The organism is Actinoallomurus rhizosphaericola (assembly GCF_024055675.1).
Classification (GTDB): Bacteria; Actinomycetota; Actinomycetes; order Streptosporangiales; family Streptosporangiaceae; genus Actinoallomurus; species Actinoallomurus soli.
The window spans coordinates 85,401-106,495 of the sequence record NZ_JAMXMW010000028.1 but is presented as its reverse complement, the minus strand read 5'-3'; the positions used below and the strand labels follow the sequence as shown (position 1 = coordinate 106,495).

At 70.2% G+C, this 21,095-nt stretch carries 21 protein-coding genes; 11 read left to right on the top strand and 10 right to left on the bottom strand.

What is annotated here, in order from left to right:
- The first annotated feature begins 148 nt into the window (after positions 1–148).
- Positions 149–931: a transcriptional regulator gene (locus NE234_RS40510; RefSeq protein ID WP_252786465.1), complete on the top strand. Its 783-nt coding sequence runs from the start codon at positions 149–151 to the stop codon at positions 929–931.
- 95 nt (positions 932–1,026) lie between these two features.
- Here the strand turns inward: NE234_RS40510 and pyk are convergent, their stop codons facing one another.
- A complete protein-coding gene (pyk, locus tag NE234_RS40505; protein ID WP_252786464.1) occupies positions 1,027–2,463 on the bottom strand; it encodes a pyruvate kinase in 1,437 nt (478 codons plus the stop codon).
- Between the two features lie 319 nt (positions 2,464–2,782).
- The gene (locus NE234_RS40500) at positions 2,783–3,337 is read right to left on the bottom strand and encodes a type 1 glutamine amidotransferase domain-containing protein (RefSeq protein ID WP_252786463.1); all 555 of its coding nucleotides are present in this window, start codon (positions 3,335–3,337) and stop codon (positions 2,783–2,785) included.
- A gap of 364 nt (positions 3,338–3,701) precedes the next feature.
- Between NE234_RS40500 and NE234_RS40495 the strand changes: the two genes are divergently transcribed.
- From NE234_RS40495 to NE234_RS40485, 3 genes are read left to right on the top strand one after another with little or no spacing between them, the layout of a single operon-like run.
- Positions 3,702–5,132 carry an alkaline phosphatase family protein gene (locus tag NE234_RS40495; RefSeq protein ID WP_252786462.1) on the top strand — a complete coding sequence of 477 codons (1,431 nt, stop codon included), beginning with the start codon at positions 3,702–3,704 and terminating at the stop codon, positions 5,130–5,132.
- Between the two features lie 27 nt (positions 5,133–5,159).
- On the top strand, positions 5,160–6,773 hold the full coding sequence (locus tag NE234_RS45695; RefSeq protein WP_252786461.1) for a hypothetical protein: 1,614 nt from the start codon (positions 5,160–5,162) through the stop codon (positions 6,771–6,773).
- 47 nt (positions 6,774–6,820) lie between these two features.
- Positions 6,821–7,108, top strand: a complete 288-nt coding sequence (locus NE234_RS40485) for a YiaA/YiaB family inner membrane protein (RefSeq protein ID WP_252786460.1) — start codon at positions 6,821–6,823, stop codon at positions 7,106–7,108.
- A gap of 18 nt (positions 7,109–7,126) precedes the next feature.
- Here NE234_RS40485 and NE234_RS40480 read toward each other — a convergent pair whose 3' ends face one another.
- On the bottom strand, positions 7,127–9,253 hold the full coding sequence (locus tag NE234_RS40480; protein WP_252786459.1) for a prolyl oligopeptidase family serine peptidase: 2,127 nt from the start codon (positions 9,251–9,253) through the stop codon (positions 7,127–7,129).
- Positions 9,254–9,887: 634 nt separating this feature from the next.
- Here NE234_RS40480 and NE234_RS40475 point away from each other — a divergent pair.
- The 3 genes from NE234_RS40475 to NE234_RS40465 all read left to right on the top strand — a co-directional run bounded on the left by NE234_RS40475 (position 9,888) and on the right by NE234_RS40465 (position 11,705).
- The gene (locus NE234_RS40475) at positions 9,888–10,337 is read left to right on the top strand and encodes a hypothetical protein (protein WP_252786458.1); all 450 of its coding nucleotides are present in this window, start codon (positions 9,888–9,890) and stop codon (positions 10,335–10,337) included.
- 59 nt (positions 10,338–10,396) lie between these two features.
- A complete protein-coding gene (locus NE234_RS40470) occupies positions 10,397–10,765 on the top strand; it encodes a DUF427 domain-containing protein (RefSeq protein ID WP_252786457.1) in 369 nt (122 codons plus the stop codon).
- 115 nt (positions 10,766–10,880) lie between these two features.
- Positions 10,881–11,705, top strand: a complete 825-nt coding sequence (locus tag NE234_RS40465; protein WP_252786456.1) for an alpha/beta fold hydrolase — start codon at positions 10,881–10,883, stop codon at positions 11,703–11,705.
- 147 nt (positions 11,706–11,852) lie between these two features.
- Here the strand turns inward: NE234_RS40465 and NE234_RS40460 are convergent, their stop codons facing one another.
- Together NE234_RS40460 and NE234_RS40455 are read right to left on the bottom strand one after the other, a co-directional pair.
- Positions 11,853–12,428: a YceI family protein gene (locus NE234_RS40460; protein WP_252786455.1), complete on the bottom strand. Its 576-nt coding sequence runs from the start codon at positions 12,426–12,428 to the stop codon at positions 11,853–11,855.
- A gap of 74 nt (positions 12,429–12,502) precedes the next feature.
- Entirely contained in the window at positions 12,503–13,951 is a 1,449-nt protein-coding gene (locus NE234_RS40455; RefSeq protein WP_252786454.1) for an MFS transporter, read from the bottom strand.
- A 125-nt stretch (positions 13,952–14,076) separates the two neighbouring features.
- Here NE234_RS40455 and NE234_RS40450 point away from each other — a divergent pair, with 125 nt between their 5' ends.
- Positions 14,077–14,979: a LysR family transcriptional regulator gene (locus NE234_RS40450; protein WP_252786453.1), complete on the top strand. Its 903-nt coding sequence runs from the start codon at positions 14,077–14,079 to the stop codon at positions 14,977–14,979.
- 79 nt (positions 14,980–15,058) lie between these two features.
- On the top strand, positions 15,059–15,583 hold the full coding sequence (locus tag NE234_RS40445) for a hypothetical protein (protein WP_252786452.1): 525 nt from the start codon (positions 15,059–15,061) through the stop codon (positions 15,581–15,583).
- Between the two features lie 263 nt (positions 15,584–15,846).
- On the opposite strand, the gene NE234_RS40440 is transcribed toward NE234_RS40445, so the two are convergent.
- Together NE234_RS40440 and NE234_RS40435 are read right to left on the bottom strand one after the other, a co-directional pair.
- Complete coding sequence (locus tag NE234_RS40440; protein ID WP_252786451.1) at positions 15,847–16,029, bottom strand: DUF397 domain-containing protein; 183 nt, start codon at positions 16,027–16,029, stop codon at positions 15,847–15,849.
- A complete protein-coding gene (locus tag NE234_RS40435) occupies positions 16,029–16,865 on the bottom strand; it encodes a helix-turn-helix domain-containing protein (RefSeq protein WP_252786450.1) in 837 nt (278 codons plus the stop codon). The genes NE234_RS40440 and NE234_RS40435 overlap by 1 nt, the downstream gene beginning before the upstream one ends.
- Positions 16,866–16,983: 118 nt before the next feature.
- Here NE234_RS40435 and NE234_RS40430 point away from each other — a divergent pair, with 118 nt between their 5' ends.
- Complete coding sequence (locus tag NE234_RS40430; protein WP_252786449.1) at positions 16,984–17,268, top strand: hypothetical protein; 285 nt, start codon at positions 16,984–16,986, stop codon at positions 17,266–17,268.
- A gap of 121 nt (positions 17,269–17,389) precedes the next feature.
- Here the strand turns inward: NE234_RS40430 and NE234_RS40425 are convergent, their stop codons facing one another.
- Both NE234_RS40425 and NE234_RS40420 read right to left on the bottom strand, forming a co-directional pair.
- On the bottom strand, positions 17,390–18,088 hold the full coding sequence (locus NE234_RS40425) for an SDR family NAD(P)-dependent oxidoreductase (protein WP_252786448.1): 699 nt from the start codon (positions 18,086–18,088) through the stop codon (positions 17,390–17,392).
- 57 nt (positions 18,089–18,145) lie between these two features.
- Positions 18,146–18,937, bottom strand: coding sequence for an SDR family NAD(P)-dependent oxidoreductase (locus NE234_RS40420; RefSeq protein WP_252786447.1), 792 nt, complete (start codon positions 18,935–18,937; stop codon positions 18,146–18,148).
- A gap of 146 nt (positions 18,938–19,083) precedes the next feature.
- Here NE234_RS40420 and NE234_RS40415 point away from each other — a divergent pair, with 146 nt between their 5' ends.
- Entirely contained in the window at positions 19,084–19,995 is a 912-nt protein-coding gene (locus NE234_RS40415) for a helix-turn-helix transcriptional regulator (RefSeq protein WP_252786446.1), read from the top strand.
- Positions 19,996–20,113: 118 nt separating this feature from the next.
- On the opposite strand, the gene NE234_RS40410 is transcribed toward NE234_RS40415, so the two are convergent.
- Complete coding sequence (locus NE234_RS40410; RefSeq protein ID WP_252786445.1) at positions 20,114–21,046, bottom strand: LysR family transcriptional regulator; 933 nt, start codon at positions 21,044–21,046, stop codon at positions 20,114–20,116.
- Positions 21,047–21,095: the final 49 nt, after the last annotated feature.

Here is a 21,095-nt window from a genome sequence, read left to right as displayed (position 1 = left end):
CCGGTCCAGCGGCAGCAAGCACCGCCCCGGTGTGGCGGCCGACAGATCAAACTCAAGGCACCATGGCCAGTCGTAACGCGGGTCAGACCACCACCCGAGGCGGCACCCGAACATCCTCACAGTCGTAACGCGATGCGACACTGCGCGCATGTATGACATCGCTACGCGTAATCGCGCCTTAGACCTTCTCGCCCAGGGCTGCACCGTCAGCGAGGTCAGCAGGCGCACGCGCATCTCCCGGTGGGCCATCCGGGACTGGCAGCTGCGGGCCGACCAGGGCAGATCCGTAGCGTCGTCTCGCGCGGCATCGTGCCCCCGCTGCGCCACGCCTACGACGGTTCCGCAGCCTGCGGACCGATACGCCTATCTCTTCGGGCTCTATCTCGGAGATGGCTGCATCAGCCCGGTCAGCGATCCCGCGAAACGGATCTGGGCGTTCCGCGTCTTCTGCGCGGACGCCTACCCGGGCCTTCAGACCGAGTGCGCGGATGCCATCCGCGCGGTCCGGCCCCACAACAAGATCCGCTTCCTCAAGCTGAACGGCTGCACGGAGATAAACAGCCATTCGAAGCACTGGCCGTGCCTCTTCCCTCAGCACGGCCCGGGCAAGAAGCACAACCGGACGATCGCGCTGGAGCCCTGGCAGCAGGAGCTCGTGAAGCGGCATACGGAGCCGTTCATCCGCGGCCTGATCCACTCGGACGGGAGTCGCTCGACCAACCGTGTACGGCATGCGACCGCGAACGGCGATCGCTGGTACGAATACCCGCGCTATTTCTTCACCAACGAATCCGCTGATATCACCAGGCTATTCACGGACGCGCTGGACAGGCTCGACATCGCCTGGAAGCGGTCCAACCGCAACAACATCTCGGTGGCGCGGAGGGAGGCGGTGGGGCGGCTAGATGAGTACGTGGGGCCGAAGTACTGATCCGCCGCCGTGCGAGCCTGTGCGGCTCCGAGTGCGGGGTCAGCCGCCCGGGGTGGTGGGCGGTGGCCCCGCACTGGGTCCGGAGCGTCCTGGGGTCAGGACGACGGGTGGGTGGCGATGGCGTCGCCGATGCGGTGGACGCGCAGCGCGTTGGTGGAGCCGGGGGTGCCGGGGGGCGAGCCGGCGACGATGACGACGCGGTCGCCCTTCTGGAGGCGGCCGATGTCGAGGAGCGCGGCCTCGACCTGGCGGACCATCTCGTCGGTGTGGAAGACCTCGGGGACGATGAAGGTCTCGACGCCCCAGACGAGGGCCAGCTGGCTGCGGGTCTCGGGGCGGGCGGTGAAGGCCAGGAGGGGGATCGGCGAGCGGTAGCGCGACATGCGGCGCGCGGTCTCACCGGTCATGGTGAAGGCGACGAGGGCCTTGGCGCCCACGGTCGCGCCGATCTCTGCGGCGGCGCGGGCGATGGCGCCGCCGACCGTCTCGGGGACGCGGTCGAGGGAGTGGGTGGCGCGGAGGGTGTGCTCCTCGGCGGCGCAGACGATGCGGCCCATGGTCTGGACGGACTCGATGGGGTAGTCGCCGACGCTGGTCTCGCCGGAGAGCATGACGGCGTCGGCGCCTTCGAAGACGGCGTTGGCGACGTCGGAGGTCTCGGCGCGGGTGGGGCGCGGCGCGCTGATCATGGACTCGAGCATCTGGGTCGCGACGATGACCGGGCGGGCCTTCTCGCGGGTGAGCTCGATGGCGCGTTTCTGGACGATGGGGACCTGCTCGAGCGGGAGCTCGACGCCGAGGTCGCCGCGGGCGACCATGATGCCGTCGAAGGCTTCGACGATCTCTTCGAGGCGCTCGACGGCCTGCGGCTTCTCGATCTTGGCGAGGAGGGGGACGGTGCGTCCTTCCTCCTCCATGATGCGGCGGGCGGTGGTGGCGTCGTCGGGGCTGCGCACGAAGGACAGGGCGACCATGTCGACGCCGAGGTGGAGGGCGAAGCGGAGGTCCTCCTCGTCCTTCTCGGTGAGGGCGGGGACGCTGACGGCGACGCCGGGGAGGTTGAGGCCCTTGTGGTCGGAGACCATGCCACCGACGAGGACGCGGGTGCGGACGCGGGGGCCGTCGACGGCGGTGACGCTGAGGACGACGCGGCCGTCGTCGATGAGGACGGTGTCACCGGCGTTGACGTCGCCGGGGAGCCCGCCGTAGGTGGTGGAGACCATGGCGCGGTCGCCGGGGACGTCCTCGGTGGTGACGGTGAACTCGTCGCCCAGGGTCAGGCGGACCGGGCCCTCGGCGAACCGGCCGAGCCTGATCTTCGGTCCCTGGAGGTCGGCGAGGATGCCGACGCCGCGGCCGGTGGCGTTGGAGGCGTCGCGGAGATATCGATAGACCTCCGCGTGCTGCTGCTGCGTGCCGTGGCTCATGTTGAGCCGGGCGACGTCGATCCCGGCCTCCACGAGGGCGTGGATGTTCTCCTGGCTGGAACAGGCGGGACCTATCGTGCTGACGATCTTTGCTCGGCGACTCACGCTACAACCCTAGGTAGTTACTGGGCGGTACGCGTATTCATGCAGGTCGGCGTCGCCCAGTGTTCACGTATTGGTCTAGACCGAAGGGGCCGACAAGGGTCCCTTGGCCTAGATGTGAGGGTATGCCCGGATGCGGGAAACGGCAGCCGGATCCGCGAGTCCGGCTCATGCGGAGTGCGGCGGGAGCGGAAGGGCGCACGGACCGTACGGCCCGCCCGCGCGGAGTCCGGGCCGCGTCTCATGCCGCAGGTCCCGGCCGTACGGAGGGCGGCGCGGGCGGCCGGGACGCCGTGCGTCCGGCCGGCCGCGCGCCGGTGGTTCAGGCCGCGAACGTCCCGACGATCTCCTGGCAGAAGGCCTTGAGGTCGTCGGGCTTGCGGCTGGTGATGAGGGTGTTGGGGCCCGCGGTGCAGCGCGCGACCTCCTGGTCGACCCAGGTGCCGCCGGCGTTGCGGATGTCGGTCTGCAGGCTGGGCCAGGACGTCAGGGTGCGGCCGCGTACGACGCCGGCCTCGACGAGGGTCCAGGGGGCGTGGCAGATCGCCGCGACCGGCTTGGCGCTGTCGAAGAATCCCTTGGCGAAGGCGACGGCCTTGGGCTCGGTGCGCAGGAAGTCGGGGTTGGCGACGCCGCCGGGCAGGACGAGCGCGTCGAAGTCGTCGGCCGAGACCTCGTCGACGGTGGTGTCCACGGGGAACGTGTCGGCCTTCTCGAGGTGGTCGCGGGCCTGAACCTCGCCGCCGGCGGTGGAGACGAGGCGCGGCGTGCCGCCGGCCTGTTCGATCGCCTTCCAGGGCTCGGTCAGTTCGACCTGCTCGATCCCGTCGGGGGCGACGAGGAAGGCGATCGTCTTGCCGTGGAGGTTGGTGCTCATGGGTTTACCTTCCCGAATGGTGCTTTCGGCGGTGCTTCATGAGCCCTGCCCGGCATCGGGGCTGATATTCGCCCTGGGGTGTGACGTTCGGAACAGAGCGGTGCCGTCGAGGCGGGGGGCGGCCGGTCGTCGCCGCGTCCGCCGGTGTTCCGCCGACCGTCGGGCATGGCCGGTCTCCGGCCGCCGGGTCACCGACATCTGCCGTTAGATATCGCAATAAAGCGAATTCCGCCGATTGCCCGAATCAACGTTTCCGTCGCCCGATCATCGAACATCGTTCATACGTTCGCGTTGCGCGCGGCCTTTGAATGGGCCATTTTCTATCTGGTGTTTCGTGGTCCTCGGTCCGACGGGAGCGTGTCATATGCCGGAACTCACCCGCCGTCGCCTGTTCAGTGCGGCGGGGGCGATGGCCGCTGCGGCGTCCGCCGCGGAGTTCCTGCCTCCGAATCTGCGGCGGGCGATGGCCTCCGCTCCGTCGCCGGGAAGGGCCCGGCTCGGCGACATCAAGCACGTCGTCGTCCTGATGCAGGAAAATCGCTCATTCGATCATTATTTCGGGACCCTTCCCGGGGTGCGCGGTTTCTCCGATCCGGCGGCGATCACGCTGAGCACCGGCCGGTCGGTCTTCCACCAGCCGGATCCGCAGAATCCAGCGGGCTACCTCCTGCCGTTCCACCTGGACACGCGGACGACGAACGCGCAGTCGATCCCGTCGACCAACCACGCGTGGAAGGTCCAGCACCAGGTGTGGAACGACGGCGGGATGGACAACTGGGTGCCGGCGCACCGCGCCTCCGACGGGGAGAACGCGCCGTACGTCATGGGCCATTACACCCGGGCGGACATTCCGTTCCAATTCGCCCTGGCGGAGTCGTTCACGATCTGCGACAACTATTTCTGCTCGGTGCTGGGGCCCACGTGGCCGAACCGGCTCTACCTGATGAGCGGCACCATCGACCCGGGCGGCGACCAGGGCGGACCCGTCACCGGAAACCGGGGTCCCGTTCCGTACCGCTGGAAGACCTATCCGGAGGCGCTCACCGAGGCCGGGATCGAGTGGCGGGTCTACCAGGAGGTCGACAATTACGCATGCAATGTGCTCGAACGGTTCGACGCGTTCCAGATCGCTTCGGCCGACTCGCCGTTGTACCGCAACGGGCTCCGCACGTACGCCGCGGGCCAGTTCGAATTCGACGCGGCCCACGACCGGTTGCCGACGGTCTCGTGGATCATCCCGACGAGTTATCAGTCCGAACATCCGGACTACACCCCGGCCGCCGGCGCCGACTACGTGGCCAGCAAGATCGACGCGATCGCGTCCAACCCCGCCGTGTGGGCCAAGACGTTGTTCATTCTCAACTACGACGAGAACGACGGGCTGTTCGACCACGTCCCTCCTCCGGTCCCTCCGGCGGGAACGCCGGACGAGTTCGTCGAGGGCCTGCCGATCGGTGGTGGCTTCCGCGTGCCGTGCATCCTCGTCTCCCCCTGGACGCAGGGCGGCTGGGTGGCGCGCGAGGCGTTCGACCACACCTCCACGCTGCGGCTGCTGGAGCGGGTGACGGGGGTTCGCGTGCCGAACCTCAGCGCCTGGCGGCGGCGGACGTTCGGGGACCTGACGTCGGCGCTGGGGATGGCGGTACGCGGCCGGCCGCCGCAGTTGCCCCGGACGAAACCGGAGCTGGCGCGTGCGGCCGACGCCGTCGACCGGCTGCCGGCCCCGGAGTTCCCCGGGGCGGCGCAGACCCCGCCCCACCAGGAGAAGGGACCACGGCCTCGGCCCCGGGGCTGAGCCGCCGCGGGCCGGAAGGGATCGACAGTGCCGAAGAGCATCTCACGACGGCGGCTGCTCCTGGCCGGGAGCGGCGTCGCGGGACTGATCGTCCTCGCCGTCCCCGCGGGTTCGGCGGCGCAGGCGCCCCGGCCGCGGCCCAGCCCGCGCAACACCGTCCCCGGCGACCCGAAGTGGGACCCGCCGGGCGAGCACCCGCAGGCCAGGCGGGCGGCCGGGTCCTACGTCGCGTACGTGGCGCTGGCCGGCGGGTACTCCGTGGCCGCCATCGACGTCGCGACGCACCGGATCGTGGCGGACGACCTTCCCGCCGACGCCCCGCAGGGCGTCGCGGTGACCCCGGACGGCACGAAGCTGTACGTCGCCGAGACGGGCCAGTTCGACGTGCTGGACATCGATCCGGCGACCGGTTCGGCGCGCCCGCTGCCCGTCGGGCCGTTCCCCCGGAGCGTCGCGGTCTCCCCGGACGGGACGAAGGCGTACGCCGCGGTCACCGGCGGGGACACGGGGAAGAGCGGGTCGGACGTCGTCGCGGTCATCGACACCCGGTCCGACACGGTGGAGCGGTCGGTACGGGTCGGGACGGCCCCGCGGCAGGTGGTGTTCGCGGCGGACGGGGCGCGCGCGTACGTCACGTACGACTCCGGCATCGCGGTGCTGGACGCCCGCAGGGACCGGGTGATCCGCAGGGTCCACGACGTGTCCGGTCCGCAGGGCGTCGCGGTGGACGCGGCCGGCCGGGCGGTGTACGTGACGGAGCCCCGGGCGGGCACGGTCGCGGTGCTCGACGCGGTGAGCGGCCGGGTACGCGGCCGGATCGCGGTCGGTGACGAGCCGTGGGGCGTCGCCGTCACCCCGGACGGCGCGAAGGCCTACGTCAGCCGGATGAACGCCGACGCGGTGACGGTGATCGACACGGCGGCCCGGAGGATCCGGCGGACGGTCACGGTCGGCAGGATCCCGGCTCCCGTGGTGATCACGCCCGACGGCGCGGAGGCCTGGGTGGGCAACGCCATGTCCGGCACCGTATCGGCGATCAGCACGGCGTCGGACGCCGTGATCGCGACGGTCTCCAGCGCCTCCGGGGTGAAGCAGCTGCGCACGGCCCCGCTCGGCATCGCCTTCGCCAGGACTCCCGGTGAGCCGCCCCCGGCGGTCCGCCGCCCCGGGCGGCCCGGGCCGGCGAAACCCGATCCCGCGAAGACCGGTCCCGGGCGGTCCGGCCCTGGGCAGACCGGCCCCGGGGCGGCCCGCCAGGGCCCACCGGCCGGGCCCGCGGGCGGCCGGCCCGGATCCGCCGGCCGTGGCGGCGGGCCGCCGTTCGCGCCCGGTGACGGCGGCCTGACCGTGCCACCGGTCCTCATCGATCCCGCGGACGGCGCGTCGCCCGGGAGCCCTCCCGGAGACGACGGAGGCACCGGTCTGTGGCCGTCGCCGATCAGCGGAGTGGAGGTCGCACCCGACGTGGAGGACGTGGACGAGGCGGCGGAGCGCGATGAGTGGACGGAGGAGGCCGATACGGGGCCCGGCGACGTGATGTCCGACACCATGCCGCCGATCGGTACGGCACCGGACACGATCGTCGCGGCGCCGCCCGCCGGGTTCTCGGCCGCCCGCATCCGCCGCAGTGCCGCGGATTGAGTACTCCTGCTCATGCGATCGGGCTCGGGCGCGCCGACGATCCAGGTATGAACACAACGGTCAGATCGAGCACCACCACCGCGTTCCTGGTTCAGGCGGCCATCTCCTTCGGGATCTCGCTGGCGGCCTGCGTCATCGGCATCGCCTACCTGCCGGTCGGCGGGTGGATCAGGGCGTTCCTCGGGCTCACGTTCCTGTACGCGGTGACCTCGACGTTCACGCTCGCCAAGTGTGTACGGGACCGGCAGGAGACCGCGACCCTCACTGGTCGCGTGGACCAGGCCCGGCTGGACAAGCTGCTGGCCGAACACGACCCGTTCAAGGTCGAGCCGTGACCCGCCGCGCCGGAGCCCTCAGCCCGCTTCCTCGTCGCTCTCGTACGGCCGGGTGGTCGGTCTCTTCGGCGACAGTCCGGCGTACTCCCCAGCGAACGCCAGCAGGTCCGCGGTGAGGGCGCGTTCCTTGCTCGCGGGTGAGGCGGCGTGGGCGGTGTCGGGTTCCCGGCGCATCAGGATCGGCCGGTCGCCGCCGGTGGCGTGCTGGAGGGCCGCGCACATCTTGGTGACGTGCGCCTCTCCGGTCTGCAGGTCGGTCACCGCCCCCGCGAGGAGGAACGCCGGGTAGGGCGTGCCGGGGGTGACGTTGTGATACGGCGAGTAGCCGAGCAGCCGGCGCAGTTGCTCGGGCCGGGAGGCGCTGCCGAACTCCTCGGTCCACGTGTGCCCGAGCCCGAAGCGCTCGTACCGCACCATGTCGCACAGCGGCCCTGCGGCGATGACCGCGGCGTACAGGTCCGGTCGCTGGACGGCGGCGGCGGTGACCAGCAGCCCGCCGCCGGACTGGCCGTAGCTCACCAGCCGGCCGGGACTGGTGCGGCCGGTGTCGATGAGCCAGGCTGCGGCGTCGTTGAAGTCGCTGATCGCGCGCTGTTTGTACGGTCCGCGGCCGGCCTCGTGCCAGTGCTGTCCCGCTTCGCCGCCGCCGCGTACGCAGGCGACCGCGTACGCGCCACCGGCGCCGACCCAGGCGGCCGCCAGGGGGAAGAACCAGGGGCGCATCGGCATCCCGAAGCTGCCGTAGCCGTACAGCAGGGTGGGCCGGGGACCATCCTCCGGTCCGTCCGGCGTGAACAGGAACAGCGTGACCTCGGTGCCGTCACGGGCGGGATAGCGAACGCTGTGGCTGCGGATTCCCGGGGCGGGTCCGGCGGTCGTGGCGCCGGTCTCCCGTTCCGTCGTCCCGCGCACGGGGTCGTAGCGGTAGATCGTCGGGGGTGTGGTCGGGTCGCAGTACCCGAACCAGGCGTAGCGGCCGTGCGGGAGGTTCGTGCGCAGGGAGGACACGACGCCGGCGCCGGGCAGGGGCAGGCGGGTGAGCGGCCGGCCGGTCGCGAGGTCGTGCACGGTGACGGCGGAGATGCCGTCGCGGGCGCGTGCCAGCAGCAGGAGGGGACGCGGAAGCGCGGGGTCGTCCAGGACCAGGCACTCGTCGAGCGGGGCCGTGGGGTCCTCGGCCACCAGCGTCCGCCAGGAGGCCGGGTCGGTGTCCTGCCGGCGCGCGCGGCAGACGCGGCCGCACGGGGCCTCGTGGTCGGTCACCAGCAGCAGGTCGCCGTCCGCGAGGAAGCGCGGGAGCACGCGGGCGCGCGCGGTGTGCCGGTCGACGATCCTGGTGAAGGACGGGGCCTCCGGATCGGTGAGCTCGGCGACGTGCACGTCATTGGGCGAGGCGGGCCCCGACATCGCGGTGACCGCCAGGTGACGGCCGTCGGCGCTGACGGTCAGCCCGTAATAGTCGTCCGGGGCGTCCTCGCCGCCGAACACCACGGGGTCGGCCCGCCACGGCGTACCGATCCGGTGGAGTCTCACCCGCCGCTGCAGCCGCGTGTCACCGGGCGCCAGGTCCTCGTCGGGGACCCGGCTGACGTAGTAGAACGCGTCGCCGCCCGGCAGCCAGGCGAGCGAGGTGTTGCGGGTCCGGGGCAGCGGTCCGTCGACCGTGTCGCCGGTGCGGGCGTCGAGCACCGTGATGTCGCTGCCGGGTCGTTCGGCGACCTCGAGCTGGACGGCCACGCGTTCCCCCTCGCGCGACGGCCACCAGGCGTACGGCCCGGTACGCCCGGACGGGTCGATCGCGGCCGGGTCGAGCAGCACGCGACGGTTCCCCTCCGCGTCGATCACGAGCAGGCGCCTCTGCTCGTCCTCCGGCCGTTGCTCGGCGAGGAACATGACCTGACCCCGCACCATCGGGGAGTCCGACACGCCGAAGGACGACGTCTCATCGACCGATGACGCCCACGTCTCCCGCTCGCTCCATCCGGCCCGGCACGCCTGAAAGAGCCGGTCCTGGGCCGCCGCCCAGTCCCGTACGTCCGGATCACGGGCGTCTTCCAGCCACCGATAGGGGTCGGCGACCGGGAATCCGAACAGATTCTCCACCACGTCGCCGCGCCGGGCGGCGGGGTAGCACAACCGCGTCACGAACGCCCCCTCCGCCGTGCCGGCCGCCTGACATGAGCGGAGGTACTGCGGTTTCTCACGACCGCAGTACCTCGCCTCACTCAGCTAGGACTCGCCTCGAAGGATGTCCTGCTGCCAGCCGCGGACGCCGCCGAAACGGGGCGCCGGACCGGTGGAGCTGTAGGGCATGTATCGGCTCATGACAGCCTCCGGATCCCTATGAATTCGCCCACAACGGGCGTTCACGCTGAACCCATCTCCGCCCCCACGATCCATAAACCGGCCCATGCGAGCATCGCCTCTCAGGAAGTAGCGATAGGGCGTGGTGACCGTAAAAAATGCTGCGAGTCAGGAGCGGGCACGGGAATGCGGCATGCAGGCCGACATTGCCCAGCGGCGATTCATCGAGCTCTCGGATAGATCCGTCTTAACGGGGAGACCATTGGGACGTAAAGGTTCACCGGGCGGTACCGATCGCCGCGAACAGCGCCGAACCGCGCGGAACGGCGCCCCTTCCTCTGTGGTCTAACGGTCGGCGGCGGCCGGGTCACGAGCGCAGGGGCCGCCCGGAACGATGGGAGAGAGCACACCGATGGCCGCGGAAGCACTTTTCGGGTTCGCAGGAGTCGTGTTGGGATCTCTCACGACGTCCGTCTTGACGATCTACAAGGACAGACTGGCGGCACGCCATGAGACGGCCGCCCGTGACCGGCAGTACGAGCGAGATCGTGACGCCGCCCGCAATGCCTTCCAGCGGGAGAGCATCCTGGCCCTGCAGGCGGCGGTCTCGGACCTCCTCAAGGCCGCGTACGAGGAGCTCGACCGGGCCATCGCCGAGTCCCGGCGTTCGGGGTCGTGGCCCGCTCGCCAGTGGGAGACCCCTACGGCCATCGGATGGTCGGAGTCTCTGCTCCGGCTGGAGGCGTTGCGCGCCCGCGTGTTCGACGACGAGTTGCGCCGCCTGGCCGGAGAGATCCGCGAGACCGCCGGCGATGCCGTGTGGGCAAGGGATCTGGACGCCGCCAAGGAGTCCAGCCGGCGCCTCGAGCCCCTGCAGAGCCGGTTCAACGAAGCGGTGACCGAGATCATCCCGTCTCTGTACTGACGGTCGGCGATCGCGCCGGGCGGCACTTGAACGCGCGCGGAAGATGTCAGGATTGAGGCATGGACGCCAAGGGACATGAGATCGAGGTCACGCCCGGCTCGGACCAGGTCGTGGTGCGGATCAAGGACACGGTGGTCGCGAGTTCCTCGCGGCCGGTGGTGCTCACCGAGACCGGCTGCCCCGTGCGGTACTACCTGCCGCGGGAGGACGTGAAGACGGACCTGCTCCGGCCGTCGGAGACGACGTCGCACTGCCCGTTCAAGGGCGACGCCGCCTACTGGTCGGTGCAGACGGACGACGGCACGGCGGAGGACGTCGTGTGGTCCTACCCGGAGCCGTTTGCGAGGGTCGAGCCGATCGCGGGCCTGCTCGCCTTCTGGACCGAGAAGCCGGGCGTCACCCTGGAGGTGAACGGGCAGCCGGTGTAGCCGCCGGCGGCTCCCCGGAAGAATTCTGAAGTTCGTCGCGGACGGGTGTCGATTCTGCGCCGGGTCGTTCGACGCGTCAGTGCAAGCGCGAAGACGGACCCCGAAGGAGCACCACATGACCGCCTCGACCGCCATCTCCACCACGGCCTCCACCGTCGTCTCGGCGGACGGCACGCGGATCGCCTTCACCCGAACCGGTGAGGGGCCCGCCGTGATCCTGGTGGACGGGGCCCTGTGCTCCCGCGAGTTCGGTCCCCTGGGGAAACTCGCCGCGGAGCTGAACGGCCGCTTCACCGTCTACACCTACGACCGGCGCGGTCGTGGCGAGAGCGGTGACGCCCCCTCCTACGACCCCGCCCGCGAGATCGAGGACCTGGCGGCGCTGATCGAGGAGGCGGGCGGCTCCGCGCACGTGTGCGGCGTCTCCTCCGGCGCCGCCCTGGCTCTGGAGGCCGCCCGCCGCGGCCTGCCGATCGGCCGGCTCGCCCTGTACGAGGCCCCGTTCATCGTGGACGACAGCAGGACGCCCGTCCCGGACGACTACGTGGCCGCGCTCGAGCGGGCCGTCGCCGCCGGCAGGCCCGGGGACGCGGTCAGGTACTTCATGCGCTTCGTCGGGATGCCGGCGGTCATGGTGGCCATGATGCGCTTCATGCCGGGCTGGTCGAAGCTGAAGAAGGTCGCTCACACGCTGCCGTACGACGGCGCGTTCGTGAACGAGTTCCAGAAGGGCAGGCCGCTGCCCGCCGGCCGGTGGGCGTCGGTGACCGTGCCGACGGCCGTGATCGACGGCGGCAAGAGCCCGGCCTGGATGCGCAATGCCAACGCGGCTCTCGCCGCCGGCATCCCCGGCGCGGCCTACCGGACCCTGCCGGGCCAGACGCACATGGTCAAGGCGGGCGCCCTGGCCCCGGCGCTGACCCGGCACTTCACCGCGTGACGCCACCCGGCAGTGCCCGCCGGCGCCGGGCCGGACCTGAGACCTCGCCGCCGTCGTTGACCGGGCGGATCCGGCGATCCGGACACCCGACCGGCAACACCAGCGGCGACGAGTCAACAGCGGAGGCCTGGACCGCCGCCGGGGTTCTCAGTCGTCGGCCAGGACGGCCTGGATCTCCAGGCCGATGTCGATCTCGTCGCCGAGGACCAGCCGGTCGCCCTGGAGGGGGACGTTGAACTGGATGCCGAACTCCGAGCGCAGGATGCGCGTCGAGGCGGTGAACCCGGCGCGGAGCCCGCCCCACGGATCGACACCGGTGCCGTGGAACTCGGTGAGCAGCCGTACGGGGTTGGTGATGCCGCGGATCGTCAGCTCGCCCTCGACGCCGTAGCGCGGGTGCCGGGCGCGACGGCCGGTACGGGCCGGGGCCACGCCGGTCGCCGTGAAGGTCATGGTCGGATGATGCTCCACGTCCATGATCTCCGAGGAGCGCACGTGGGCGTCGCGTTCGGCGTTGCGCGTGTCGATGGACGCGATGGTGATCTCGGCGGTCGCGGTCGACCGGAAGGGGTCGTCCGCGATCTCGATGGTGCCGCCGAACTCGGTGAAGCTTCCGCGCACCGTCGTCATGAGGTGCCGGATGCTGAAGGTGATCTCCGAATGCGCCGGATCGATGGTCCAGGTGCCGGTGGTCAGGCCGGGCGGCGCGGCCGTCTCCGTCATGTCACTCCCCGATGGTCACTTTCCGCCCCCCAGCATCAATCTAGTCGAATCATCCACATAAGGCACATTGGGCGCTAAACCTCCCGCGACGCCGACCTGCGCAAACCGTCCGCGACGGCCACGAGCAGCGCCAGGCCGACCAGGGCGGCGGATCCGGACAGGGCCCGCCCGGCGGAGAGGGAGAAGTCGCCGCGCGACGCGGTGCGCGTGCCGAGGAACAGCGACCCGGCGACCGCCAGGCCGAACGCCGACCCGATCCGCTGCCCGGTCTGCAGGACCGCGGCGGCGGTGCCGCCCTCGGCCGGCGGGACGTCCCGCAGGGCGAGCGTCAGGTTCGGTCCGATCACCAGCCCGCTGCCCGCGCCGGCGACCAGGAGCGGGACGAGCGTCACCAGCCACATCCGGGTTCCGTGGTCATGGCGGATCAGGATCGCGATGCCCACCAGAGCGAGCACGACGGTGAAGGCGCCGGCGATCACCAGGAGACGGCCGAGACGGTGCACCGCGCGGCCGCTGAGCGCCGCGCCCATGGCCGACCCGATCGAGAAGGGCGTTCCCGCCGCTCCCGCCGCGAGGGCCGAGTAGCCCAGGCCCCGCTGGAAGTACAGCGGCAGCACGAACACGACCCCGGTGTAGCCGGCGAAGTACAGCACCCCGATGAGGGCGCCGGTCGCGTACGGCCGCCGGCGCAGCAGGCCGAGGTCGACCAGCGGCCGGCCGCCTCTCCCCCGTACCCGCCGCTCCCAGGCGACGAAGCAGGCCAGCAGCGCGACTCCGGCGCGAAGCAGGGCCCAGTGCGGCGATCCGTGCCGCCGTTCGGCCTGGATGAGCGGAAGCATGACCGCGATGATCCCGGAGCCGAGCAGCGCCACGCCCGGAAGGTCGAGCCGGACCGCCCGCTCGTTCCCACGGTCGGGAGGAAGCAACCGGCTCCCGAGGACGAGCGCGCACACGCCGATCGGGACGTTCACGAAGAACACCCAGCGCCAGCCGGCGGCCTGGATCAGCAGACCGCCGACCGGCGGGCCGACCGCGGTGGCCGCCGCGACCATCGCGCCGTAGAAGCCGGAGGCCACGCCGCGTTCACGTCCCGTGAACAGCTGCTGCATCAACCCGACCACCTGCGGCGTCAGCGCTCCCCCTGCGACGCCCTGCGCCAGCCGGGCGCACACCAGCCAGGCGCCGGAGACGGACAGCCCGCACAGCAGGCTCGCCCCGGTGAACAGGACCAGCCCGATCAGGAACACGCGCCTGCGTCCGAGGCCGTCACCGAGCCTGCCCGAGGGTACGAGGGCCAGTCCGAAGGCCAACGTGTAGCCCGCGACGACCCACGACAGATCCTGCGCCGAGATCCGCAACCCGGCCTGCATGGACGGCAGCGCGACGTTGACGATGCTGACGTCGAGCAGCGTCATGAACCCGGCCATCAGGCACACGACGAACGCCCGCCACCGCCCCGGGTCCGCTCCCGGCGCGACCTGCTTTCCGGGCTCCGTGCCCGGCGTGAACTCCGTACGAGGCAAGAGTCGTCCTCCGCTTCGGGATCGCCTCCGAGTGACGCTCCCAGTGCAGCGGTCCGACCGATCACCCATCAATGAGCGATCTCACCGTGGAACAATCACCGAAAGGAATCGGTCGGAGGGTCCTGGTGGAGGTTCGGCAGCTTCGCTACTTCGTCACCGTCGCCGAGATCGGCCACTTCGGCCGGGCGGCAGAGCGGCTGCACATCGTCCAGCCCGCCGTGAGCAAGCAGATCGCCGGGCTCGAACGCGAGCTCGGGCTGACGCTGTTCGACCGGTCCCGTCGTCAGATCAGGCTCACCGCCGACGGCGAGGCGTTCCTGCCCCACGCCCGCCGCGCACTCCGCGCCATCGACCGCGCGGCGAAGGCCGCCGCCGACCTCGCCGCCGGCACCGCGGGCCTCCTACACGTCGGCAGCAGCCCCGGGCTCGGCAGGCGCCTGGAGGACATCCTCACCGAGTTCCGCGGGCGGCATCCGGACGTCACGGTCGACCTGACCACCACCTCGTCGGTGCCGGACAAGCTCGCCGCGATCCTCACCGGCGACCTCGACGCCGCGTTCGTTCCCGCGCCGCCGCACCGCCCCGGCATCGCCGTCCATCACCTCTGGGACGAACCGCTCCTCGTCGCCGTCCCCGCCCCGCGTGCGGCCACTGCCGCCGATCTCGTCACCCTCGCCGACCTGCCCCTCGCCCGCTCTCCACGCGAGGCGAACCCCGGAGCCTTCGACCTGATCACCGCGGCCTGCGCCGCGGCGGGCTTCACACCGCGTCCGGGCCCAATCCTCACCAGCGTCCAGGACCTGCTCGCCGGGCCGATCGCCGCCGGGCACTGCTGGGCGCTGCTTCCGGCCGGCTCGATCCGCGCGGACTCGGCGGCGGTCGCCTTCGTCGCCCCGACCCCGCCGATCCACCTGCCGACCGCCCTCGCCCTGACCGACCCGCCCCGGCGCCCGCTCGCCACCGACCTACTCGTCGCCGCCAGACGCACCAACAGCACGGTGAATACGGACAGGACATTGCTTTCGTAAATGTTGGGCACACCTTGACTGAATGTAGTCACACGCATACTCTCCGTGGAGGTCGCGTGTCCTCAAAGGAAGGATCGCCATGCGAATCTCCGGCCGTACCCTCACCGCCGCCATAGCAGGAGCCCTTACGGTTGGCGGCACGTTCGCCGCCTGCCCACCCGCCGGCGCCACCGCGCCCAGATCCCCCCACGGCACCAAATCCGCGGCCATGGCGCTCGTCACCACCATCACGGAAGTCGAGAACGTGACAGACCGTCCGGTAACGGTCTGGAGCAAAGAAGCCAACTCCTGGTTCTCAACAACCCCCATCGCCGCCCACAGCACAATAACCGGCAGCATGCGGGTTCCCTGGGTCGGCAACCAGGATGAGATGAACAAGGCCATCCAGATCTACAAGATCGGTGTCACTAATTCGGGCAGCGAGCAGAGCTTCTTCCTCTACGACCTCTTCCAGGATTATCACCAGCCAAACAACCAGGTCATGTACGGCTTTTACAATTCCTACGACCTGCCACGTCCCCAGCCCGTGCCTGGCGACAGCACCGGCGGCGGCAATAAGCGCCTCGTCATCGCGCCCGACCGGCCATACATGCGGGTGTCTTAGACGACCGGTACCCCCGCAGGCAGGTAAAGCGGGCACATGGATTATTCGGAGCAACCCACAACACTCCGGAGCGCTTCTCTCCAACTGTGGAGGGGACCGCTCCGGTACGGGAACACACCGACAGCGCCGTGGACGAGGGCATGACATAGCCGCCGCTAGTGCCCCACCGAAGCGGGCGAATGCCGCAGACGACCGTTCTTATTGACGACAAAGAGACACCAGCGGCGGCAAAGTGGCACTAGCGACGATCGAGGCGCCGCCCTCTACACCTCGGTCGCTTCGTTCTTTGCGGTCGGCCGCTCGACACTCAACCGAGCGACCTCGACGCAGGCACCGCCCTGGCCGCTGCTGCGGCTGCTCTTACGCCAAAGCGCGGCGACCTCGACACAGTTACCGCCTTGGCTACTGCTGCGACTGCTCTTACGCCACTGAACCTCGCCGCTCATCACTCTCCGATCAGGTCTGCGATCAGCCGGGCGGAATCATCGGGTGGCAGCGCGCAGGCACGCAGCAGGTCGAGAATGACGTGACACTTCGCGACCTCCTCCGGAAGCCCGATGATCTGCCCGCCGCCGAAGGCTTCAGCGTAGACGAGCTTCGTCTCGTCAGGGAGTGTGAACAAGACCATGGGGCCGCTCATCCCTCCGTGCGCGCCGGCCGCGAACGGGAGCACCTGGAGGACTATGTGGGGGGATTGCGAGGCGCGCACCAGCCGGGCGAGTTGGTCCCGCATCACCTCCACACCGCCAACCGGGCGGCGGAGCACGGCCTCGTCAAGAATGACCCATACGAACGGTGGATCGCTGCGCGTCAGGATCTCCTGACGGCTCATGCGGGCGGCGACGTGCTTCTCGATCTCTTCGTCGGATTTACGGATGTGTCCCGTCTTCAGCTGAGCACGTGCGTAATCCTCGGTCTGGAGCAGACCCGGCACGGCTTGGGGCTCGTACTCCAGGATCCCGGTTGCCTCGGATTCCACGTCGACGAAGGGGCGGAACCACTCCAGGTAGGAGTGCTTGATGATCCGTTTCCAGAGGCGGGCGAGGGCGCCGTTGGTGCCCAGGACCTGGTCACAGGACTTGATGAACTCGATGCGGGGCGCGCGTCGGCCCGTCTCCACCATGGCGATCATGGACGGGGACATGTGGATCGCGCGGCCGAGTCCTTCCTGGGTGAGGCCCGCCTGTTCCCGGTGGAACCGCAGCTCGTCGCCCCAGTAGGCGAGCGCGGTGAGGCCGGAGACGGTGGCCGTGGCCGGCTTGCCGGAGGTCTTCGATGTCATCACAGGGCTCCTCACCTCGCGCGACGGGATCCGAGGCCGGAGGTGCCGTTCTCACGGTCGCTTCACCCCGAACCCGACTGCCTACCGAGCGTAAGTATGCAACGACAGACTGTGCGCCATGACGAAGATTTCCACATTCACCGACCTTCAGCAGGAGATCGCGGAGCTGGTCGCCGAAGAGGCGCCCCGGCGCTTCGCGATCTGCTGGATCGACGTCGAGGCGGATGACGGGGGCGTCCTGTGCTGGGGCCTGCAGTTCCGCGACGGCGACGCCCTCGTCCACCGCGACGACGGAGGCTGGTTCGGGCGGTTCGAGAGCGCGGAAGTGGCCCGGCGCATGCTCTCCCGCACGGGAACCGTCACGCTGGTCTGGCTCGACGGCCCGGACCCGGCCGACCGATGACGAGAGTTGTCACACGGACTCATCCCCCGGTCCGCGCTCTCGCAGATCATGCAGCGCCTCAGCGAGTCGGCGGCGCTGCGCGCAAGGGCGGTTTTCCCTGCGCGCAGCGGTGATGCGGGCCCTACCAGGGAAGTTCGTGGTCATCCTCGTGAAAGGTGCCGGTGGGGCCGGCCTTGCCGATGGTCGCCATGCGCACGATGACCTCGGCACTCTCCTCGACCGGGCGCCCGCCCCCGACGGCGGCGGTGAAATCGGTGGCGGTGAAGCCGGGCGCGACCGCGTTGATCTTGATCTCGGGCAGCGCCTTGGCGTACTGGACCGTGAGCATCGAGACGGCCGCCTTGCTCGCCCCGTACACGACGAAGGCGTTGTGCGACTGAGTGCGCTCGGGGTCGGTGACCGCCCAGAACGAGCCGAGGGAGCTGGACACGTTCACCACGACCGGGTTGTCGGACTTGCGCAGCAGCGGCAGCGCGGCCTGGGTGACGCGGACGACGCCGACGACGTTGGTGTCGAAGATGGCGCTGGCGGACTCGCTCGTGATGCCGTCGGCGCCGACGATGCCGTCCCAGATGCCGGCGTTGTTGACGAGGACGTCCAGACGGCCCTCGCGCTCCTCGATCACGCGCACGGCGGCCCGCACCGACGCGTCGTCGGTGACGTCGAGCTGCACGAACCGCGCGCCGAGCTCCGCCGCGGCCGCCTGCCCTCGCTCGACACTGCGCGCCCCGATGTAGACCGTGTGCCCCTCCTTGATCAGCCGGCGGTCGGTCTCACGCCCGAGTCCTTTGTTCGCTCCGGTGACGAGCGTCACGGTCATGTCCGGTGTTTCCTCTCGATGTCGATCCTCGCTGGATGATGCGGGTCTGGGTAGGCGCTAGAGCCGCATGCCGCCGGACGCTTCGATTCGCTCGCCGTTGATCCAGTGCATGTCGTCGGACAGCAGTGCGGCGACCACCGAGCCGATCTCCTGCGGCTCGGCGGGGCGGCCGAGCGCGGTGATGTCCCCGACGCGCTTGCGGTAGTTCGGGTCGTCCCGGATGACGCCGCCGCTGAAGTCGGTCGCCGTCGCGCCGGGAGCCAGGGTGTTGACCCTGATCCCGCGCGGGGCGAGTTCGGCGGCGAGATACCTGGTCAGCGGCTCGATCGCGCCTTTGCTCATCGCGTACGCGGCCTTGCCCGGGAACACGAAGCGCACGAGCCCCGAGGACAGGTTCACAATCCGTCCCTGGTCCCGGAGCAGCGGGATGAGCTTCTGCGTGACGAAGAAGACTCCCCGCACATTGACGGCGTAGAGCCGGTCGAGATCCTCCGGTGTCGTGTCCGCGAACGAGGCGGTGTGCCAAATCCCGGCGTTGTTGACCAGGTAGTCGAATCGGTCCGTGCCCAGCGCGGTGAGTTCGGCGCGCAACTCGTCGACGAAGGAGTCGAACGTGTCGACCTTGCTCACGTCCAACCGCAGGGCACTGACCCGCTGTCCACGCTCGCGCGCCTCGGCGACCACCTCGTCCGCAGCGCCGGCCTCGGAGTTGTAGGTGAAAACGACATCGACTCCGTGCGCGGCCAGGTCCAGCACCGCCGATCGGCCGATGCCCCGGCTGCCACCCGTCACGATCGCCACCCGCCGGACGGCGCCGTCTCGACCAGCCCGCGCCTCGCCATCCGTCATTGCATTTCTCCTCGCTCACAGGAAAGGATCGATGTGATCGATCCACGGGAAACGCTATTTGCGAGGTGACATGCGGGGAAGTTCCTGTCATTCCTGGGACCGTTAGGACCAGCCAGGACATCGCCTCATCGGGTTATGGTGATGCGATGAGCGACAGCAATCTGCTCGGCGAGTTCCTCAGGGCGCGAAGGGGGCGGATTCGCCCCGCCGACGTGGGGTTGCCCTCTGACGAGAATCGACGCGTGCCGGGGCTTCGCCGCGAAGAGGTCGCGCTGTTGGCCGGAATCAGTGCCGACTACTACCTGCGGCTCGAGCAGGGACGCAACCGCAACCCCTCGGTGGCCGTGCTGGAATCCCTGGCTCGCGCGCTCGACCTCGACCACGCCGGCGTCGAACACCTCATGCGCCTGGCGGCCCCCCGCCCGCCCTCGGCCCGCCGCCGTCCCCGGCGGCCGACGGTGCCGGCGACGATCCGCCTCTTGGTCGAGTCATTGAATCTGCCGGCGTTTGTGGAGGACTGTCACTTCGACGTGCTCGCCGCCAACCGGCTCGCCATGATGCTGTCGCCGAACTTTCAGATCGGCCACAACCGCCTGCTCTCGACGTTCCTGGACCCTGAGGAACGAACGCTGTTCCCGGATTGGGACGCCATGACCGCGGACATGGTCGCGGCGTTCCGCACGAGCGTCGCCGACGCCGCGGACGACGCCCGGACCATCGAACTGGTCGGCGAGTTGTCGCTGAGAAGTCAACGGTTCCGTGAGCTGTGGGGGCGCCACGACGTCCAGTCCCGCGTCGGCACCCGGCCCTCGCGCCTGATGCATCCCCAGCTCGGAGAACTGACGCTGATGCGCGAGAAGCTGGTGATCAGCGGACCCGTCTCTCAACTGCTGGTCATCTGGCACCCTCACCCCGGCAGCGACAGCGCCGAGAAACTCGCGCTGCTCCGATCGATGACCGTGTCCGTCGAACCGTCCGCATTCCCGGACGCCGACCGGCCCGACGGCGACGATGACGCAACAGCCGTACGCGACACGCACAGGCGCTCAGCCCCCTGATCCCACGCGCGAGGTGCCCCGACCGGCCTCAAGTTAACGTCCGGAACAGTGACTCACGGGATTGGCCTCTTCAGCCGGAAGGCCGGACACGTGCATGTGAAGGGATGACCGGCCCGAATCAAGTGTGGGGTCTGAGCCGGTCGTTGAGTGCGGCACCGACGTCGGGGCAGTTCTTCCGGATGGTGTCGAGGAAGGCGCGCAGCACCGGGGAGTGATCGCGGGCCGCGAAGGACAGGACGAGATCGGGCAGGGGTGTGCGCGGGGTCACTTCGCAGAACCGTACTCCCGGACGCGGGACCGCCCTCATGCGGGATGGCCCCAGGCCGACGCCCACGCCTGAGGCGGCGAGGCCGATGATCGTGTGCACGTCCCTCGCGACGGTCGCGCCGCCGAGAGCCGATGAGTCCGTGCCCAGCAGGGCGCGCAGTCCGGCGACTACGGCGGGCTCGTCCTCGCCGGCCGACACGATCAGCGGCTGTCGCCGCAGCTGGTCGGCGCTTACCGACTGTTGACCCGCGTACGGGTGCGCCGTACTCACCACAGCGATGACGTGGTCGCGTCCGATCGGGACGGACACGAGATGCTCGGCTCCGGCGCCCCGTGGGGGGCCGAGGGTGAGGGCCACGTCCAGCTCCCCGGCGACGAGAGCTGGGCTGCTGCGGCTGGTTGCCATCTCGTGCAGCTCCAGTCTCACGTCAGGCCGTTCACGGCCGAACCGGCTCAGGACGCCCGGCAGCGGGTCGAGCAGTGCCGAGGCGATGAAGCCAAGGCGCAGACGTCCCGTCTCGCCGCGCGCGGCCCGGCCCGCGTCGACCTTGGCCGCCGCGATCTCGTCGAGCGCCCGGCGCGCCCGCGCGAGGAACGCCTCGCCGGCGGCGGTCGGGAACACCCCCTGGCGTGTGCGGTCGAACAGCCGGGCCCCGACCTCGCGCTCCAGGTCGGCGATCTGCTTGGACAGCGGCGGCTGTGCGATGCCCAGCTCGCCGGCCGCCCGGCCGAAGTGTTCGTGCTCGGCGAGGGCAACCGCGTACCGCAGGTGTCGCGCTTCCATGACCCGCCCTCCATCCCATCGACTGCGTGCAATATCTCAAAGATATCGC

Bases quoted from the DNA above. Each gene is read 5' to 3' on its own strand.
- NE234_RS40445 (WP_252786452.1), top strand. From the start codon at position 15,059: ATGCGAATCTCCGGCCGTACCCTCACCGCCGCCATAGCAGGAGCCCTT.
- NE234_RS40425 (WP_252786448.1), bottom strand. From the start codon at position 18,088: ATGACCGTGACGCTCGTCACCGGAGCGAACAAAGGACTCGGGCGTGAG.
- NE234_RS40415 (WP_252786446.1), top strand. From the start codon at position 19,084: ATGAGCGACAGCAATCTGCTCGGCGAGTTCCTCAGGGCGCGAAGGGGG.
- NE234_RS40465 (WP_252786456.1), top strand. From the start codon at position 10,881: ATGACCGCCTCGACCGCCATCTCCACCACGGCCTCCACCGTCGTCTCG.
- NE234_RS40420 (WP_252786447.1), bottom strand. From the start codon at position 18,937: ATGACGGATGGCGAGGCGCGGGCTGGTCGAGACGGCGCCGTCCGGCGG.
- NE234_RS40485 (WP_252786460.1), top strand. From the start codon at position 6,821: ATGAACACAACGGTCAGATCGAGCACCACCACCGCGTTCCTGGTTCAG.
- NE234_RS40495 (WP_252786462.1), top strand. From the start codon at position 3,702: ATGCCGGAACTCACCCGCCGTCGCCTGTTCAGTGCGGCGGGGGCGATG.
- NE234_RS40510 (WP_252786465.1), top strand. From the start codon at position 149: ATGTATGACATCGCTACGCGTAATCGCGCCTTAGACCTTCTCGCCCAG.
- NE234_RS40430 (WP_252786449.1), top strand. From the start codon at position 16,984: ATGACGAAGATTTCCACATTCACCGACCTTCAGCAGGAGATCGCGGAG.
- NE234_RS40500 (WP_252786463.1), bottom strand. From the start codon at position 3,337: ATGAGCACCAACCTCCACGGCAAGACGATCGCCTTCCTCGTCGCCCCC.
- NE234_RS40470 (WP_252786457.1), top strand. From the start codon at position 10,397: ATGGACGCCAAGGGACATGAGATCGAGGTCACGCCCGGCTCGGACCAG.
- NE234_RS40410 (WP_252786445.1), bottom strand. From the start codon at position 21,046: ATGGAAGCGCGACACCTGCGGTACGCGGTTGCCCTCGCCGAGCACGAA.
- NE234_RS40435 (WP_252786450.1), bottom strand. From the start codon at position 16,865: ATGACATCGAAGACCTCCGGCAAGCCGGCCACGGCCACCGTCTCCGGC.
- NE234_RS40460 (WP_252786455.1), bottom strand. From the start codon at position 12,428: ATGACGGAGACGGCCGCGCCGCCCGGCCTGACCACCGGCACCTGGACC.
- NE234_RS40440 (WP_252786451.1), bottom strand. From the start codon at position 16,029: ATGAGCGGCGAGGTTCAGTGGCGTAAGAGCAGTCGCAGCAGTAGCCAA.